This is a genomic window from Streptomyces antioxidans, from assembly GCF_000968685.2.
In the GTDB taxonomy this organism is placed as follows: domain Bacteria; phylum Actinomycetota; class Actinomycetes; order Streptomycetales; family Streptomycetaceae; genus Streptomyces; species Streptomyces antioxidans.
Genome location: NZ_LAKD02000027.1, coordinates 253,803 through 270,224, shown reverse-complemented (window position 1 = coordinate 270,224; position 16,422 = coordinate 253,803). Strand labels below are relative to the sequence as shown.

At 71.1% G+C, this 16,422-nt stretch carries 16 protein-coding genes; 8 read left to right on the top strand and 8 right to left on the bottom strand.

The window, feature by feature from the left end; genetic code table 11:
- Positions 1–7 precede the first annotated feature (7 nt).
- The 3 genes from VT50_RS11340 to VT50_RS11330 form a co-directional block, all read right to left on the bottom strand.
- A complete protein-coding gene (locus VT50_RS11340) occupies positions 8–805 on the bottom strand; it encodes an ABC transporter substrate-binding protein (RefSeq protein ID WP_046089506.1) in 798 nt (265 codons plus the stop codon).
- A 130-nt stretch (positions 806–935) separates the two neighbouring features.
- Entirely contained in the window at positions 936–1,163 is a 228-nt protein-coding gene (locus VT50_RS11335; protein ID WP_046089507.1) for an SGM_3592 family protein, read from the bottom strand.
- Positions 1,164–1,288: 125 nt separating this feature from the next.
- The gene (locus VT50_RS11330) at positions 1,289–2,386 is read right to left on the bottom strand and encodes a MerR family transcriptional regulator (RefSeq protein ID WP_046089508.1); all 1,098 of its coding nucleotides are present in this window, start codon (positions 2,384–2,386) and stop codon (positions 1,289–1,291) included.
- Between the two features lie 320 nt (positions 2,387–2,706).
- On the opposite strand from VT50_RS11330, the gene VT50_RS11325 reads away from it, so the two are divergent.
- The 4 genes from VT50_RS11325 to VT50_RS11310 all read left to right on the top strand — a co-directional run bounded on the left by VT50_RS11325 (position 2,707) and on the right by VT50_RS11310 (position 7,751).
- The gene (locus VT50_RS11325; RefSeq protein ID WP_079343816.1) at positions 2,707–3,738 is read left to right on the top strand and encodes a PLL family lectin; all 1,032 of its coding nucleotides are present in this window, start codon (positions 2,707–2,709) and stop codon (positions 3,736–3,738) included.
- A gap of 146 nt (positions 3,739–3,884) precedes the next feature.
- Positions 3,885–4,892, top strand: coding sequence for an aldo/keto reductase (locus VT50_RS11320; protein WP_046084164.1), 1,008 nt, complete (start codon positions 3,885–3,887; stop codon positions 4,890–4,892).
- A 148-nt stretch (positions 4,893–5,040) separates the two neighbouring features.
- Positions 5,041–6,168 (top strand): CobW family GTP-binding protein, encoded by a 1,128-nt coding sequence (locus VT50_RS11315; RefSeq protein ID WP_046084163.1) that lies wholly within the window; start codon positions 5,041–5,043, stop codon positions 6,166–6,168.
- 131 nt (positions 6,169–6,299) lie between these two features.
- Positions 6,300–7,751, top strand: a complete 1,452-nt coding sequence (locus VT50_RS11310) for an FG-GAP and VCBS repeat-containing protein (protein ID WP_046084162.1) — start codon at positions 6,300–6,302, stop codon at positions 7,749–7,751.
- 61 nt (positions 7,752–7,812) lie between these two features.
- On the opposite strand, the gene VT50_RS11305 is transcribed toward VT50_RS11310, so the two are convergent.
- Positions 7,813–8,796, bottom strand: a complete 984-nt coding sequence (locus tag VT50_RS11305; protein WP_046084161.1) for an aldo/keto reductase — start codon at positions 8,794–8,796, stop codon at positions 7,813–7,815.
- A gap of 45 nt (positions 8,797–8,841) precedes the next feature.
- Complete coding sequence (manD, locus tag VT50_RS11300; protein ID WP_046084213.1) at positions 8,842–10,083, bottom strand: D-mannonate dehydratase ManD; 1,242 nt, start codon at positions 10,081–10,083, stop codon at positions 8,842–8,844.
- Positions 10,084–10,305: 222 nt separating this feature from the next.
- Here manD and VT50_RS11295 point away from each other — a divergent pair, with 222 nt between their 5' ends.
- The 3 genes from VT50_RS11295 to VT50_RS11285 all read left to right on the top strand — a co-directional run bounded on the left by VT50_RS11295 (position 10,306) and on the right by VT50_RS11285 (position 11,988).
- Positions 10,306–11,283, top strand: a complete 978-nt coding sequence (locus VT50_RS11295) for a carbon-nitrogen hydrolase family protein (RefSeq protein ID WP_046084160.1) — start codon at positions 10,306–10,308, stop codon at positions 11,281–11,283.
- Positions 11,284–11,368: 85 nt separating this feature from the next.
- Entirely contained in the window at positions 11,369–11,608 is a 240-nt protein-coding gene (locus tag VT50_RS11290; protein WP_046084159.1) for a hypothetical protein, read from the top strand.
- A gap of 2 nt (positions 11,609–11,610) precedes the next feature.
- Complete coding sequence (locus VT50_RS11285; RefSeq protein ID WP_046084158.1) at positions 11,611–11,988, top strand: hypothetical protein; 378 nt, start codon at positions 11,611–11,613, stop codon at positions 11,986–11,988.
- 44 nt (positions 11,989–12,032) lie between these two features.
- Here VT50_RS11285 and VT50_RS11280 read toward each other — a convergent pair whose 3' ends face one another.
- The 3 genes from VT50_RS11280 to VT50_RS11270 form a co-directional block, all read right to left on the bottom strand.
- Positions 12,033–13,304 carry an MFS transporter gene (locus VT50_RS11280; RefSeq protein ID WP_075200243.1) on the bottom strand — a complete coding sequence of 424 codons (1,272 nt, stop codon included), beginning with the start codon at positions 13,302–13,304 and terminating at the stop codon, positions 12,033–12,035.
- A 71-nt stretch (positions 13,305–13,375) separates the two neighbouring features.
- Positions 13,376–13,879 carry a MarR family winged helix-turn-helix transcriptional regulator gene (locus tag VT50_RS11275; protein ID WP_053048416.1) on the bottom strand — a complete coding sequence of 168 codons (504 nt, stop codon included), beginning with the start codon at positions 13,877–13,879 and terminating at the stop codon, positions 13,376–13,378.
- A gap of 84 nt (positions 13,880–13,963) precedes the next feature.
- On the bottom strand, positions 13,964–15,214 hold the full coding sequence (locus tag VT50_RS11270; protein ID WP_046084157.1) for a YncE family protein: 1,251 nt from the start codon (positions 15,212–15,214) through the stop codon (positions 13,964–13,966).
- 230 nt (positions 15,215–15,444) lie between these two features.
- Here VT50_RS11270 and VT50_RS11265 point away from each other — a divergent pair, with 230 nt between their 5' ends.
- Positions 15,445–16,344 (top strand): Gfo/Idh/MocA family protein, encoded by a 900-nt coding sequence (locus VT50_RS11265; protein ID WP_046084156.1) that lies wholly within the window; start codon positions 15,445–15,447, stop codon positions 16,342–16,344.
- The last annotated feature ends 78 nt before the right edge of the window (positions 16,345–16,422 follow it).

The following is a 16,422-nucleotide window of genomic DNA, read 5'->3' as shown; positions in this document are numbered from 1 at the left end:
GCGGGCGTCACTTCTTGGGCGCGGTGCCGAACCACTTCTTGTAGATGCGGTCGTAGGAGCCGTTGGCCCGGGCGTCCTTCAGCACCGCGTTGATCTTCTTGCGCAGTGCGTCATTTCCGGTCCGTACGGCGATGCCGTACTGCTCACCGGTGTCGAACTCGGCCGCCACGGCGGTGTCGGGGTTGTCCTTGACGTAGTCGTAGAGCACACCGTTGTCATTGATGCCCGCCTCGGTCTGCCCGGTCTTGACGGCGGTCAGCAGCAGCGCGAGGTCCTCGAACTGGACCAGCTTCGCGCCCTTGGCGTGCTTCTGGGCGTAGGCCTCACCGGTGGTCCCCTGCTGGACCGCGAGCTTCTTGCCCTTGAGGTCGGCGAGGGACTTAAAGGGCTTGCCCTTGGTGGTGAGCAGCGCCTGGGTGGCCTCGAAATAGGGGGCGGAGAAGTCCAGGTTCTTCTCGCGTACATCGGTGATGGTCATCCCGGCGGCGGCCACGTCGCACTGGTTGGTGTTGAGGTCCTCCCCGGACTGGATGCCCTCGAAGGGCGTGTCCACGATCTCCTGCTTCACATGGAGCGCGGAGGCCACGAGGTCCACCACATCCACATCGAAGCCGACGATCTTCTTGCCCTGTTTGGACTGGAAGGGCGGATAGGGCAGATGGGTGCAGGTGGTGAGCTTGCCGGAGTTCACCAGGCTGATGTCCGAGCCGCCGGACCCCGACGACTTGGTGCTGGTGCACCCGGCCAGCAGGGCGGACACGGCGGCGACGGCTATGACGGGCGGCAATGCGGAGCGAGCGGACACGGCACCTCCGGGGGAAGGGTCGGCGAACGACCACGGATCTCATGATCAGTGAGTCGGGCCGCATCCTCCCACCGGAAGTGGCGCGGTGTCTTTACGCGTGCAATTGCGACCGGATAACGGAGAGGCGAGGTCAGCGCCGCCGGCGCCGTCTGCGGCGCTTGCTCCAGAACCAGCCCGCCGGCGGCTCGTCCGCCCGCCAGGGCTGGGGCTCGGGCCCGCCGCGCCGCCAGCGCGCGGTCAGCATCCGGGTGCGCGCGGCGGGCTCGGTGACCTCGGCGTCCCGTATGAAGTCCGCGTCGAGGACGACGTCGTCCCAGTCGTCGGCGTCGTCCCCTCGGGGTGTGGATCCGGTGCTCACGGGGCACCTCCCGTCGGCCGGTGCCGCTCGGGCACAGAGCGTGTTCCTCGACCGATGAACGCGTGGGGCGCCCGGCGAGTTCCAGCGGGCGCCCCGAGTGCCCGGCCGATGGCCCGAGCGGCGGCTTACGCCGAGGTCAGAGCCCTCTGCTCGGTCACATGGGCCACCACACAGGTGACGTTGTCGGGCCCGCCCGCGTGGTTGGCGAGGGCGACCAGCCCCCGTACGGCCCGGCTGGGGTCGTCCTCCGAGGCGAGCACGCGCCGGATCTCCTCGGTGGGCACGACCCCCGTCAGCCCGTCCGAGCACAGCAGATAGCGGTCCTCGGCGCGGGCGTCCCGCAGGGCGAAGTCCGGCTCGAACGCCGAACCGCCGCCCATGGCGCGCAGCAGCAGCGCCCGCTGGGGGTGTGAAGCGGCCTCCTCGGAGGTGATCCGCCCCTCGTCGATCAGCGACTGGACCACCGTATGATCATGGGTGATCTGGAAGAGCTCACCTTCGCGGAGCAGATAGGCGCGGGAGTCGCCGATGTGGACCAGCCCCAGCCGGGATCCCGACCACACCATCGCGGTGAGTGTCGTGCCGACGTCCCTCAGTGCGGGGTCGGAGGCGGCCAGCGCGAAGACCGACTCCCGGGCCCGGTGCGCGGCCTCTTCGAGGGCGTTGAGCAGTTCTCCGCCCGGAACCCCCGCGTCCAGCGGCTTGAGCGCCTCGATGGCCGCCTCGCCGGCGTGCCGTCCGCCCCCGAAGCCGTCGGCCACGGCGAGCAGGCGCGGACCGGCGTAACCGGCGTCGTCATTGCTCTCCCGGACCGAGCCGGTGTCGGAGAGCACGGCGTAGCGGATGCCCAGCGTGGTGTGGTCGGTGGTGTGGTCAGAAGACATCGTGGTGCCCCTCCCGGACAGATGGTCGACGAGGAAGGCGGCCAGGTCCCTCCGGGCGGCGGTGTCGGCCTCGACCCGCGCCCAGTACGCGCGCACCTCCCGCGCCGCCGCCTCCGGCTCCAGCTCGCACACCGCCCGGATGTCGGCCAGCGGCATGCCGAGCCGCCTCAGCCACGCCACCAGCCGGGCCCGCTCCAGCTGGGCCGGATCGTAGCGGCGGTAGCCGGAGTACGGATCGACGCGGGCGGGCGGCAGCAGCCCGAGCTCGTCGTACAGGCGGAGCGCCTTGGGGGACAGCCGCGACGCCCTCGCGAACGCGCCGATGGTCAGCAGCCCCATGCTCGCCCTCCTCGCCGCCGGGCGCCTCGCCCGGCGACCCCGATGCTCGGGCTTCCCCGAGGGGGAAGGTCAACTGGCGGGGAGACGAAGGGCGCCGCCGGGCTAGCGATCAGTATCGCTCTTCTCGCGTGACGAATTCCAAAACAAGCGGGCCCATCCAATCCAATATCAGTCTCACATGGCAATGAGTCGGTCATATCCATACATCTTGCCTTCTTCGGGTATCCGCCATGCTTGCCCCGGGAATTGACGGTGTATCCGCACACTCTCGTGGCCTCACGAGACCTCACGAGGCCTCACGAGAAGAGGGAGGTCCTCTCATGGTCGTTTCCACCACCCCAGGCACCGTCTGGGGCACCTGGATCAATCTTCAGGGCGGCATCCACTCCGAGCCCGCCCCGGTCGCGTTCGCCGACGACCGGGTGCAGGTCTTCATCCGGGGCGGGTCGAACGTCCTGTGGAGCAGGGTGGAGGCCCGCGACGGCGCCTGGGGGCCGTGGCAGCAGTATCCGGGTCTGTCCGTCGCCGGAATCCCGGCGCCGGTCCGCGGCAAGGACGGAAAGGTCCGGGTCTTCTACCGCACCCCGAGCAACAATCTGGAGGTCATCACCCAGACCTCCATCAACTCCGGCTACGGACCGCCCCAGACCCTGGTCACCGGCATCGGGGACGACCCGGCCGCGGCGCTCGGCGCCGACGGCCGCATCTATGTGTTCTTCCCCGGCACCGACAACGCCCTGTGGTACATCCGCAACCAGAACCTGCAGTACGAGACCTACACCCCCGCCACCTCGCTGGGGGGCGGCATATTCGCCACGCCCTCGCCGATCCTCGACGGCGGAGGGCGGCTCGTGGTGGCGGTCAAGGGCGCGGGCGAGACGCTGTACACCATCCAGCAGCAGACCCCGAACTCCACCCTCTGGGAGCCCTTCTCCCTCAACGCCAGCAATGTGACCAGCCGCCCCTCGGTGTGCCTGGACGCGGCGGGCCGGGTGCAGATCTTCTACCGGGGGTCCGACGGGTCCGTCCGGCGGGTCGGACAGAGCGACGACTACGACACGTTCGGCGCCGCCGTGAGCCTCGGCGCCCAGATCGTCTGGCGGCCCACCTGCGCCCTGGCCCAGGACGGCCGGGTCAACGTGTTCATCAAGGCCACCGACAACGCCTTGTGGGTCGCCGTGCAGAACACCGAGAACGGCACGGCCTACAGCGGCTTCCAGTCCCTCGGTGGGGTCATCGGCTCCGCGGGCGTCGGCGTCCCCATCCTCAACGAGGAGAACCTGCTCTACGTCTTCATCCAGGGCAGCGGAACCGCCAGGGACCTCTGGCTGCAGCGTCAGACCTTCGTCTGATCCACCCCCGCGACGTCCGCGTGTACGGCCGGACACTCAGCGCTAATGAGGTCGCCACTTTGGCCCAAAGCTGACAAGCTCAGGCGGGCGGTCCGTCCCCACGGCCCGCCCGCCCCAACCGCACCGTACGGACAAGGACGACGCGCATGGTCCACCTCGCCGCCGAGAACCGCTACGACTCCATGCAGTACCAGCGCTGCGGCCGCAGCGGTGTGCTGCTTCCGAAGGTCTCGCTCGGCCTGTGGCACAACTTCGGCGACACCCACCCCCTGGAGACCCAGCGCGCGGTGCTGCGCCGCGCCTTCGACCTCGGCGTCACTCATATCGACCTGGCCAACAACTACGGTCCGCCGCCCGGCAGCGCCGAGAGCAACTTCGGCTCGATCTTCGCCCAGGACTTCCGCCCCTACCGCGATGAGCTCTTCATCGCCACCAAGGCGGGGCACCTCATGTGGCCGGGGCCGTACGGCGAGTGGGGTTCGCGCAAGTACGTCCTCGCCAGCCTCGACCAGTCGCTGGCCCGGATGGGTCTGGACTACGTCGATGTCTTCTACTCCCACCGCTTCGACCCGGACACCCCGATCGAGGAGACCATGGTCGCCCTCGACAGCGCGGTGCGCCAGGGCAAGGCGCTCTACGCGGGCGTGTCCAACTACCCGCCGGAGGCGATCGCCGAGGCCGCCGCGATCCTGAAGGAGCTGCGCACCCCGTACCTGATCAACCAGTACCCGTACTCGCTCCTCCAGCGCGGCGTCGAGGGCGGGGTGCTCCAGGCGTCCGCCGAGGCGGGCGTCGGGGTCATCGCCTTCTCGCCGCTGGCGCAGGGGCAGCTCACCGACCGCTATCTGCACGGGGTGCCCGAGGATTCGCGCATGGCGCTCGGCCACTTCCTCAAGCGCGAGACCCTCACCGAGGAGCGGCTGGGCCTGCTGCACGCCCTCAACAAGCTCGCGGAGGGGCGCGGTCAGACCCTCGCCCAGCTGGCGCTCGCATGGGTGCTGCGGGACCCCCGGGTGGTCTCGGTGCTGATCGGCGCGAGCAGCGTCGCCCAGCTGGAGCAGAACGTGGCGGTGCTGGACGCGCCCGAGTTCAGCGACGCCGAGCTGGCCGAGATCGACCGGCTCTCGGCCGAGGCGGGGATCGAGATCCCCTGACGGGCTCCGCTCCGGAAGCGTTAACGACATGTGGCCCGCCGCGCCCGGCGTGGCGGGCCACGGTCACATGCGCGACATGGTCATCGGCGGCCGGATACCATAGGCGGTCCGCCCAGATCACCACGGACCGCCGCACGGAGACACAGCCTTGGCCACACAACGGATTCCGGTCATCCTCGTCACGGGTTTTCTGGGCTCCGGCAAGACGACGATGCTCAACCAGCTGATGCGGGACAGCGCGGACATCCGGATCGGCGTCATCGTCAATGACTTCGGCTCGATCAACATCGACGCCCTGGCCGTCGCCGGACAGGTCGATTCGATGATCCCGATCGAGAACGGCTGTCTGTGCTGCGCGGCGGACGCCACCGAGCTGGACGGGATGCTCGACCGGCTCACCGATCCCGAGCTGCGCATCGATGTCGTGGTGATCGAGGCCAGCGGCCTCGCCGAGCCGCAGAGCATGATCCGCGCACTGCTGTCCAGCGGCAATGAGCGGATCGTCTACGGCGGTCTGGTGGAGGTCGTGGACGCCGCGGAGTTCCCGGACACCCGCCTGCGCCACCCCGAGCTCGAGCGCCATGTCCGTGCCGCGGACCTCGTCGTGCTCAACAAGACCGACCGCGTCGCCGAGGACGAGCGGCATGGTCTGCTGGAGAGCCTTCAGGAGATCGCCCCCGGCGTGCCGGTCGTGAGCGCCGTACACGGACGGGTGGACCCCGCGCTCCTCTTTGACCACCAGCCCCGCGAGACCGCCGAGGAAGGCTTCCGGCAGCTCTCGTTCGCCGATGTATGGGCCGATGCCGATGCCGATGCGCAGGCCGACGGGGCGCACGGCGCCGACGGGTGCGGTGACGACATCCACGGCGACGGCCAAGACCACGGCCACCATCTCCACGCCGCCTACGAGAGCGTGGAGTTCTCCTCGGCCGAACCGCTCCACCCGCGGCGGCTGATGGAGTTCCTCGACAGCCGCCCGCTGGGCCTCTACCGCGCCAAGGGGTTCCTCCACTTCGCGGGCGCGGGCCGGGACCGGAAGTTCGGGCTGCACGCGGTCGGCTCGTACCTCCGCTTCCAGCTCTCGCCCTGGGAGGGCGATGAGCCCCGCACCACCCAGCTGGTGATGATCGGCACCGGGATCCACCCCGACACCCTCACCAAACGGCTGACCGAGTGCGTGGCGGCGCCCGAGGAAGAGATCGACGAGACCCATCTGATGGGCGTACTCCGCTACGCGGACGAGATGGACTCAGGGACTGGCGGGCCGACGGGCTGACGGGCTGAGGGTCTAGGGAAAGCGGTGGAAGCGGCCGTGCAACCCTGAGGCGACGTCACGGGTCCAGCTGGGTGTACATGAGGTAAACGCTCATTCATGAGGCAGACGCTCAGCTACGAGCAGGAGGAAGTGTGCGCCCCCGTTCCCTCATCACCGTCGTGCGCTGCGCGACGGTGGCCGCGCTTGTGACCACCCCCGCCCTACTCGCCGTACCCTCCGCGGGCGCCGCCGGGGCCCGCCCCGCCGCGGCCGCCGCCCCGAAGGTCGACTTCAACAAGGACGGACGCGCCGACCTGGCCGTCTCCGCCCCCACCGGCACGGTGGACGGCAAGGCCGAGGCGGGCTACGTCGCCGTCGTCTACGGCTCCGCCTCCGGTGCGGACACCGCCCACCGCCAGGTCATCAGTCAGGCGACCGAGGGCGTCCCCGGCGACCCCGCCGCGTCGGCGTTCTTCGGGGCCCACACCGTCACCCGCGACCTGGACGGCGACGGCCATACCGATCTGGCGATCCAGACCGGCAAGTCCCCGGCCATCACGGTCCTGTGGGGCTCGCCGAGCGGACTGACCGGCGGCACCCAGCTGCCCGCGGGCAACGGTGACACCTGGGGCGACAGCGTCATCGCGGGCGGTGACTTCAACGGTGACGGCCACGCCGACCTGGCCGACGTGGTCACCACCGACGAGGGCTCGGAGGACGAGAAGACCGGGGTGCGCGTCCGCCTCGGCCCGTTCACCCGGGACGGCGAGGACGGGGGCGGCTCCTTCTCCGACACCGGCCGGTTCGACGCGCCGACCAGTCTGACCGCGGGCGACATCACCGGCGACGGCAAGGACGACCTCGTCTCCACCCACGCCTTCGAGGAGATGTCCCAGTCCAGCCTGTTCTTCAAGGGTGACGACAAGGGGCTGTCGCAGAAGGCCGCCGACCTCACCGACGCCGCCTCCGCGACCATCGGCGACGTCGACAAGGACGGCCACGGCGATCTGGTCCTGCGCACCGTCCCCGGCAACGTCGTCGAGAACCTGCCGTACGACCACGGCACCCTCAAGGTCCTCTACGGCACCGCGTCGGGGCCGAGTACCACCCGCACCACGACCATCGACCAGAACACCGCGGGCGTCCCCGGCGTCAACGAGGACGGCGACCAGTTCGGCTACTCGCTCAGCTCCGGCGACGTCAACGGGGACGGCTACGCGGACATCGCCGTCGGCATCCCGTACGAGGCCCTGGACTCGGTCAAGGAGGCGGGCAGCGTCGTCCAGCTCTACGGCGGCCGGGGCGGGCTGTCCGGCACCGGCGCCCAGGCGTTCACCCAGGACACCGCCGGTGTCCCCGGTGCCGCGGAGGCGGGCGACCACTTCGCCCTGGCTACCGGGCTCGCCGACACCGACGGCGACGGCAAGGACGACCTGGCCGTGGGCGCGCCCGACGAGGACGGTGCCCAGTCCACCAGCGGTGCGGCCTGGGTGCTGCGCGGCCAGACGGACGGCCTGACCGCGGGCGGTGTCGTCTCCTTCGGGCCGAACTCCCTGGGGGCGCCGGAGGCCGGCGCCTCCCTGGGACACGGTTTCCCGCGGTAATCACATGGCCCCGGCACCGGACCGCCCGTCGAGCGCGAGTGGCTGACGCTCCTCCGGGCGGCTACCAGCGATGGTGCACCCGGGCCCGGATCCGCCGGTCGTACAGGTCCCCTACGGCCTCCAGCGTGGCGCCCGGCAGCGGGGGCAGCCCCGCCGCAGCCGCGTTCGCCCGAGCCTGCTCGGGCGAACGCGCCCCCGGGATGACCGAGGTCACGCCAGGCTGCTGGATGATCCACCGGAGCGCCGTCTGTGCGGGGGTGGCTCCCTGCGGTGCCAGCCCGGCGAACTCCACCGCCGCCTCGACGCCCTCCTCGAAGCCCACGCCGGAGAACGTCTCGCCCTGGTCGAACATCTCGCCGTGCCGGTTGAAGGTGCGGTGGTCGTTCTCGGCGAAGACGGTGTCCTTGGTGTACTTCCCCGACAGCAGGCCGGACGCCAGCGGCACCCGCGCGATGATCCCCACACCGGCCTCCCGCGCCGCCGGCACCACCTCCTCCAGCGGCTTGAGCCGGAATGGGTTGTGGATGATCTGCACACTCGCCGTACCCGGACGCGCGATCGCCGCCAGCGCCTCCGCACACGTCTCGACGCTCACCCCGTACGCCGCCACCCGCTCCTCGGCCACCAGCGTGTCCAGCGCGTCGAAGACCTCGGCCGAGGAGTGCACCGGGGACGGCGGGCAGTGCAGCTGGACCAGGTCCAGGGTGTCCACGCCCAGATTGGCCCGCGAACGGTCGGTCCACGCGCGGAAGTTGTCCAGGGCGTAGTTCTCCGCCAGCTGCGGCAGCCGCCGCCCCATCTTGGTGGCCACGAAGATCCCGGCGTCCGGGCGCGACCTCAGATACCGCCCGATGAGCTGCTCGCTGCGCCCGTCCCCGTACACATCGGCCGTGTCGAAGAACGTCACACCCGCTTCGACGGCCGTGTCCAGCACGGTCAGGGCGTCGTTCTCGTCGACCTCGCCCCAGTCCGCGCCCAGCTGCCAGGTGCCCAGCCCCACGACCGAGACCTTCCGGCCGAGCCGGCCGAACTCACGCTGCTCCATGCTCCCTCTTCTCTGCTACGGCGACGCGGCTCACCGTACCTCCGTTCACCAGTCGTGCACCGTGCCGTCCGCCAGCCGGTTCACCGGCAGATACGCGGGCTGGTACGGGAACCGCCCGGCGGCCTCGGTGTCCAGCTCGACGCCCAGGCCCGGGGTGTCGGACGGATGCAGCAGCCCGTCCTCGAAGCGGAAGGAGGTGCGGAAGACCTCCAGGGTGTCGGCGCCGTGCGGCATGTACTCCTGTATGCCGAAGTTGTGGATGGCCAGGTCGAGGTGGAGCGCCGCGGCCATGCCCACGGGGGAGATGTCGGTGGGGCCGTGCATACCGGACTTGATCCCGTAGACCGCGGCCAGGTCCAGCAGCTTGCGCATGGCGGTGACCCCGCCGGTGTGGGTGACCGCCGAGCGCACATAGTCGATCAGCCGCTCGCTCAGCAGCGTGGTGTAGTCGTGGACGTGGTTGAACACCTCGCCGATGGCCAGCGGAGTGGTGGTGTGCTGCCGGATGAGCCGCAGCGCGGCCTGGTCCTCACCGGGCGTGGCGTCCTCCAGCCAGAACAGGTCGTACGGTTCCAGCGCCTTGCCCAGCCGGGCCGCCTGGATCGGTGTCATCCGGTGGTGGCCGTCGTGCAGCAGCGGCAGCTCCGGGCCGAACTCGGCCCGGACGGCCTCGAACACGGTCGGCAGATGGCGCAGATACGCCCGGGTGTCCCAGCTCTCCTCGGCGGGCAGCACCCGGGGCCCCGACCCCCGGCGCGCCGGTTCGTAGTCATAGCGCTCCCCGCCTCCCGCGCTGGCGGAGGCCACCCCGTAGACCGAGGCCAGCCCGGGGATGCCGGTCTGGACGCGGATCGCGCGGTAGCCCCGCTCCAGATGGGCGCGGACGGAGTCGAGCAGTTCGGGGACGTCCCGCCCGGAGGCGTGTCCGTAGGCCAGCGCCCCGCGGCGCGACGCCCCGCCCAGCAGCTGGTACAGCGGCATCCCGGCGGCCTTGGCCTTGATGTCCCACAGCGCGGTGTCGACGGCCGCGATGGCGGCCATGGTCACCGGCCCCCGCCGCCAGTACGCACCGCGGTACAGATACTGCCAGGTGTCCTCGATGCGCGAGGCGTCCCGGTCGAGCAGCAGCGGCACCACGTGGTCCCGCAGATAGGAGGCGACGGCCAGCTCACGGCCGTTGAGCGTGGCGTCCCCCAGACCCGTGACACCGTCCTCGGTGACGATGCGCAGAGTGGTGAAATTGCGTCCCGGACTGGTGACGACGACCTCGGCCGACTCGATCCTCACCGCGTACTCCATTCCTCGTGGCCGGTCCCTTCGGCGATCACGCCGTACGGGCAGCCCTACCCGCTTCCGCCGCCGGGATCCGGAAGTGACGCCCCCTCGCGGACCCACCTCGCGCGCGGGTAGCGTGGCGGCATGCTTTGACACCCGCCCCGCCCCCGGGGTCCACCGGGCGACCTCCTTCGCATAGCCCCGCGCCATCAGGTACCGAAGGAGGCATCCGTCATGACCAACCTCACCGTCGCCCTGCTCCAACTCGCCCCGCCGGGGCCCGATCTGCCGGTGAACCTCGCCCTCGGCGAGGCGGCCTGCCGCCGGGCGCGGGCGCTCGGCGCCGATATCGCGCTCTTCCCCGAGATGTGGAGCAACGGCTACAGCTGCGCCATCCCCGAAGGCTCCGCCGACGGCGACGTCTACCGCCATCCCTCGCTGTGGGACGGCGACCGGGCCCCTGCCGGGCCGTGGCCCGAGCCCGTCTGGCTCGGCGAGCCCATCACCCGCGACTCGCCCTTCGTCACCCGCTTCCGCGAGCTGGCCGCCGAGCTCGAGATGGCCATCGCGCTCACCTATCTGGAGCGCTGGGACGGACCCCCGCGCAACACCCTCTCCCTCATCGACCGCCACGGCCGCCTGGTGCTGACCTACGCCAAGGTGCACACCTGCGCCTTCGACCTGCCCGAGGCCGGGCTGACCCCGGGGGCGGGGTTCGAGGTGTGCGCCCTGGACACGGCGGTGGGCGAGGTGATGACCGGGGCGATGATCTGTTACGACCGCGAGTTCCCGGAGAGCGCCCGCGCCCTGATGCTCGCCGGGGCGGAGATCGTCCTCACCCCGAACGCCTGTGAGTTGGAGATCAACCGGCTCTCCCAGTTCCGCTCCCGCGCGGTGGAGAACATGACCGGGATGGCGATGGCCAACTACGCCGGGCCCGGCTGGGGGCACTCCGTCGCCCACGACGGCGTCGCCTTCGTGGACGGGCGGTCGCGGGACACCCTGGTGGTCGAGGCGGGCGAGGCCGAGGGGGTCTATCCCGCGGTCTTCGACCTCGACGCGCTGCGGGACAACCGGCGCCGGGAGACCTGGGGAGACGCCTTCCGCCGCCCCGCCGCGTACCGGAGCCTGCTGGACCGCGAGGTGCGCGAGCCGTTCGTCCGGATCGGGCCCGACGGCCGTCCGGTCCCGGGCCGTAGCCGTCCCTCATGACCGGAAAGGTTTGTCAAGTACCTACAAAAATACGATCTGAACTGCGGCGATTGCTGACGGGGTACCCGGTGAGTAGGGTGTCCCCATGTCAGCACTCAACGTGGAATTCAGCGATCGGGAACTGGAGGACCTCCGGCAGATCGCCAAGGAGCGCGGTACCACCATGAAAGCCCTCGTGCGCGAGGCGACGGTGGGCGACATCGCGCGTCACCGCGCTCTCCAGGAGGGTGCCGAGGTCTTCCGGCGGTTCTTCGCGGACAACGCCGACGCTTTCGCGGACGCGTTCCCCGACGATGAGCACCGCCAGCCCGGGCAGGCCGCCTGACCATGGCCCCGCTGCTGCATATCGACGTCCCCTGGCTGCTGCAGCGCCATGAGGAGGTCATGCCGGAACAGCCGGCCATCTCGGACTTCTCGGGTCTGGTCGCGGCCGTCGCCCGCCACCGCGTCGACCCGCCGCGCCTGGGCGTCGATCCCGACCCCGCGTGGCGGGCCGCGGCCCTGCTGCACACCATCGCGCTGCTCAGACCGCTCCCGGCGAGCAACGCGCGGTTCGCCGCCGCGACCGCGGTCGCCTATATGCACGCCTCCGGGGAGGGCATCGACCCGCCGTACGGGGCGCTGATCGACCTGGTCCGCGACATCCTCTCGGGGAAGTCCGACGCCTTCGACGCGGCCAGTCACATCCGCTCCTGGCGGATCTGAGAATTCCGCGGATCTGACGGGGCCCGCCGGGGCCCCGTCCCGCGTCAGCCCGCCGAGCCGAGCTCCTCGGCCAGCGCCTGCTTCTCCAGCGTCTCGCGCCGCTCCTCGGCCGGGGTGTGTCCGGCCGCTTCCGCCGCCTGGACGCGCTCGGCCTCGGCGAGCAGCGAGTGGCCGGTGGCCAGGACGCCGATGCCCAGCGCGACCGCCGCCGCCCCGATGTAGAAGGGCAGATGCACCCCGTTGTGCTCGGCGATCTTGCCCGCCGCGTACGGGGCCAGACCGCCGCCGATGAAGCGGACGAACCCGTAGGAGGCGGAGGCGACGGGCCGTTCGACGGGGGCGACGGTCATCACCGCCTGGGTGGTGATGGTGTTGTTGATCCCGATGAAGGCGCCCGCCACGATCACCGCCACGATCAGCGTCGTCCTGGAGTCGGTGAAGAGGCCGATGACGAGGATGTCGAGGGCGAACAGCGCCAGGTTCAGATACAGGGAGCGGGCTATGCCGAGCCGTGCCTGCAGCCAGGGGGCGCCGAAGACCGAGAAGAGTGCGACGAGCACACCCCAGCCGGTAAAGACATAGCCCAGCTCATGGGTGCCCAGGTCCATCGGGAACGGGGCGTAGCCCAGCACCGTGAAGAAGCCCCAGTTGTAGCAGAGCGCGGTCAGCCCCATGGTGAGCAGCCCGCGGTGGCGCAGCGCCTTGATCGGGTCGGCGATCGAGGCCTTGCGCACTGGAGTCGGGGTGGGCTCGACCAGCACGATGGTCGCGATCAGCGCGATGGCCATCAGGACCGCCACGCCGAAGAACGGCCCGCGCCAGCTGATCGCGCCGAGCTCACCACCCAGCAGTGGCCCGATCGCGATGCCGATGCCCAGCGCGGTCTCGTAGAGGATGATCGCGCCGGCGAAGCCACCGCTGGCCGAGCCCACGATGACGGCCAGCGAGGTGGCGATGAACAGGGCGTTGCCCAGCCCCCATCCGGCCCGGAAGCCGACGATGCCGTCGATGCTGCCGGACGCCCCGGCCGCCGCGCTGAAGACCACGATCAGCACCAGACCGGCCACCAGGGTGCGCTTGGCGCCGATACGGCTGGAGACGAATCCGGTGACCAGCATGGCGACGGCGGTGACCACCAGATAGCTGGTGAACAGCAGCGACACCTGGCTGGGCGTGGCGTGCAGCTTGGCGGAGAGGGAGGGCAGGATCGGATCCACGAGGCCGATGCCCATGAAGGAGATCACACAGGCGAAGGCGACCGCCCAGACGGCCTTCGGCTGCTTGAAGGGGTTGGAGGCGCTGGGTTGAGCGGACAAATGATGCTCCGTCGTTCGGGGCCCGAGCCGTGACGACATGGCGAGCCGTGGCGCGGCAGGGTGCCGGGTGATCAAGACGCGGTGTCTCCCGGGGACTTCCGCGCCCGCGCCGCGCTCTCGACCAGCCGCTGGAAGGCGGGGGTGGCGGCGCGGACGGCGTCGGCGAGTGCCTGTTCGTCCTCGGGGGAGAGGGTGGCCAGCAGTTCGGCGAGCCGGTTCGTACGGCCGCGGCGCCGCTCGGCGAGCAGCTCCCGCCCGGCGTCGGTGATGGCCACCAGGACCACCCGCCCGTCGTGCGGATCGTCGACCCGGGTCACCAGATCCTGCCGCTCCAGCCGCTGGATGAGCTGGGTCATCGAGGGCTGGGTGACGCCCTCGTCGGTGGCCAGGGCCGTGAGGCGGGACGGGCCCTCCCGGCTGAGACGGCCGAGGGTCGAGGCCGCGGTGAAGCTGATGTCCCGGTTGGTCAGATGGCGAACCGCGAGGAACGCCAGCTGCTCCAGCGCCGCCGCGACCTCCTCACGGGTGGCGGGGGCGTCGGGTTCCCGGGCGCCGGACTGCTGTGTGTACTCCACATCTAGTTTTATATCATGCCTCTATATAAGCAGGCTATGCAGCTGGTCCCAGGCCACCGCCCCAGCGGAACCGGAAGCGCCGCCTCAGCGGAAGATTCCGGTGTGGCCGAGGGAGTAGCGGCCGGGCTGCGGATAGACCGCGAGCCCGTGCGGGCCGCCGCCGACCGGGATCCGGGCGCGCAACCGCCCGGTGCGGGTGTCGATCGCGTAGACCTCGGCGTTGTAGCGGCCCGAGAGCCACAGCACCTTGCCGTCGGCGGACACCCCGCCCATGTCGGGGCTGCCGCCGCCGGGCAGCCGCCACCGCCGCACCAGCTTGCCGGTCTTGAAGGACAGCACCGAGATGGTGCCCTCGCCGCGGTTGGAGATGTACATGGAGCGGGAGTCGCGGCTGACGTAGAGGCCGTGGGTGCCCTTTCCGGTGGGCATCAGCCGCGGCTTGCCGAAGGTGTCGCCGTTGAGCACCCACAGGCCGTTCGCCACCATGTCGGCGATGTACCAGGTCTTGCCGTTGGGCGAGATCTTGACGTCCTGCGGCATCGCCCCGGCGATCGGCAGCCGCTGCTTGGCGACCACCTTCTTCTTCGCCGTGTCCACCTTCAGCAGCTCACCGGAGAACTCGCACGAGACGATGAAGTAGCGCCCGTCCGGTGAGAAGTCCGCGTGGTTCACGCCGTAGCAGTCCACCGGCACCGACTTGACCACCTTCATGGTGTGCGCGTCCCGGAAGACCAGCGCCCGGTCCATGGAGGCCATCACCACGGCGTACTTCCCGTCCGGGGTGAAGTAGAGGTTGTACGGGTCGTGGACGTCCACCGGGCGGCCCACCCGGCCGTTGGCCGGGTTGATGGGGGTGAGGGTGTTCCCCAGGTCGTTGTTGACCCACAGCGTCTTCAGATCCCACGAGGGCACCACGTGCTGTGGCTGGTGGCCGACCCTGATCGTACGGATCACCTTGAACTTCTCCGGGTCGATGACGCTCACCGTGTCCGCGAGCGTATTGGGTACGTACACCCGCGACGGATAGTCCTTCACCGTCCGGGACAGCTTCCCCGGCCGGTCGGCAGCGTAGAGGTCCTGCGGGTCAAGCGGGGGCGGCATCCCCGGCAGCAGCCGGGCCAACTCGCGCTTCTTCTCCGCCTTCCGCTGCGCCGCGGCCGACGCCTGGAGCGCGCTCTGCCGCGCCGACGCCGACGCCGCCCGGTCCGGCCGGTGCTCGCTGGAGGAGGCGCAGGCCGGAACCGCCGCCCCGCACAGCAGCAGGGCCACCGCGGCCCTGACCGTGGCACGGCGCCGGTGTGCGCGGGACAGGGAGCGCGACGAGCCACGGGCCACGGGTTCCTCCAGCGGTGAGGGTGGGCTTCGGCCGTCACCCGCACCGTGGCCGGCCGTGGCCCCACCCTGGCACCGGCCCCGGCCACCGGCATCCGCCCGCGGCCAAGCGGGGGAGCGGTGTACCGCCGTCGGCCGAAGCGGCGGGGTGGCACCGGCCGGGCCGCCCCGGCGTAGGATCGCCGCCGACACCCGGGGAAGGGCCCGGGGCTTCGCACGGAGGGGGACGGACAGTGCGCTTCGGAGTGCTGGGCACCGGACACTGGGCGGCCGAGACCCACGCGGCGGCGCTCGCCGCGCACCCCGTGGCCGAACTGGCCGGGGTCTGGGGGCGCGATCCGGCGAAGGCGAAGGCGCTGGCGGACCGCTGGGGCACCCGGGCCTACCCGGACGCCGACGCGCTGATCGCCGACGTGGACGCGGTGGCCATCGCCCTCCCGCCGGACATCCAGAGCGGCCTCGCCGAGCGGGCCGCGCTGGCCGGGCGCCATCTGCTCCTGGACAAGCCGCTGGCCTTCAGCACCGAGGAGGCCGACCGGATCGTGCGCGCCGTGGACGAGCGCGGGCTGGCCTCGGTCGTGTTCTTCACCAACCGCTTCGCGGCGCCCGTCGAGACCTTCCTCCAGCGGGCCGCGGCGGACGGCGGCTGGGACGGCGGCCGTGCCACCGCCTTCGCCTCGATCTTCCGTCCCGGCGGCCACTACGGCGACTCCCACTGGCGGCGGGAGCGCGGCGGGCTGTGGGACGTCGGCCCGCACTCGCTGTCCGTACTGCTGCCGGTGCTCGGCCCGGTGGCCGAGGTCACCGCCATCGAGGGGCCGCGCGGCGCGGCGCATGTGCTGCTGCGCCACCACTCCGGCGCCATCGGCACCCTCGCGCTCACCCTGGACGCCCGGCCAGCCGCCCAGGGGTTCTCGTGCGACTTCTACGGTGAGCGGGGGATCGCCGTGGTGCCCGAGCCGGGAACCACGGCGGTGGACGCCTTCGCCACGGCCGTCGACCGGCTGCTGGGCGCCGCCCGCGACGGCGGCGCGGCCGACCCCTGCGACGTACGGTTCGGCCGCGAGGTCGTCGCCATCCTGGAGGCCGCGACCCGCTCCGCGGACGAGGCCCGCACCGTCGCACCCCGCTGAACGGCCCCCGTGCGCTGAGCGGCCGCTGTCCGCACTGGCCGACGAGGCCCGCACGGTCGCGCCCCGCTGTGTCGCCAC

Coding starts and splice junctions, on each gene's coding strand:
- VT50_RS11330 (WP_046089508.1), bottom strand. CDS start 2,386: ATGGGGCTGCTGACCATCGGCGCGTTCGCGAGGGCGTCGCGGCTGTCC.
- VT50_RS11325 (WP_079343816.1), top strand. CDS start 2,707: ATGGTCGTTTCCACCACCCCAGGCACCGTCTGGGGCACCTGGATCAAT.
- VT50_RS11320 (WP_046084164.1), top strand. CDS start 3,885: ATGGTCCACCTCGCCGCCGAGAACCGCTACGACTCCATGCAGTACCAG.
- VT50_RS11305 (WP_046084161.1), bottom strand. CDS start 8,796: ATGGAGCAGCGTGAGTTCGGCCGGCTCGGCCGGAAGGTCTCGGTCGTG.
- VT50_RS11295 (WP_046084160.1), top strand. CDS start 10,306: ATGACCAACCTCACCGTCGCCCTGCTCCAACTCGCCCCGCCGGGGCCC.
- VT50_RS11290 (WP_046084159.1), top strand. CDS start 11,369: ATGTCAGCACTCAACGTGGAATTCAGCGATCGGGAACTGGAGGACCTC.
- VT50_RS11285 (WP_046084158.1), top strand. CDS start 11,611: ATGGCCCCGCTGCTGCATATCGACGTCCCCTGGCTGCTGCAGCGCCAT.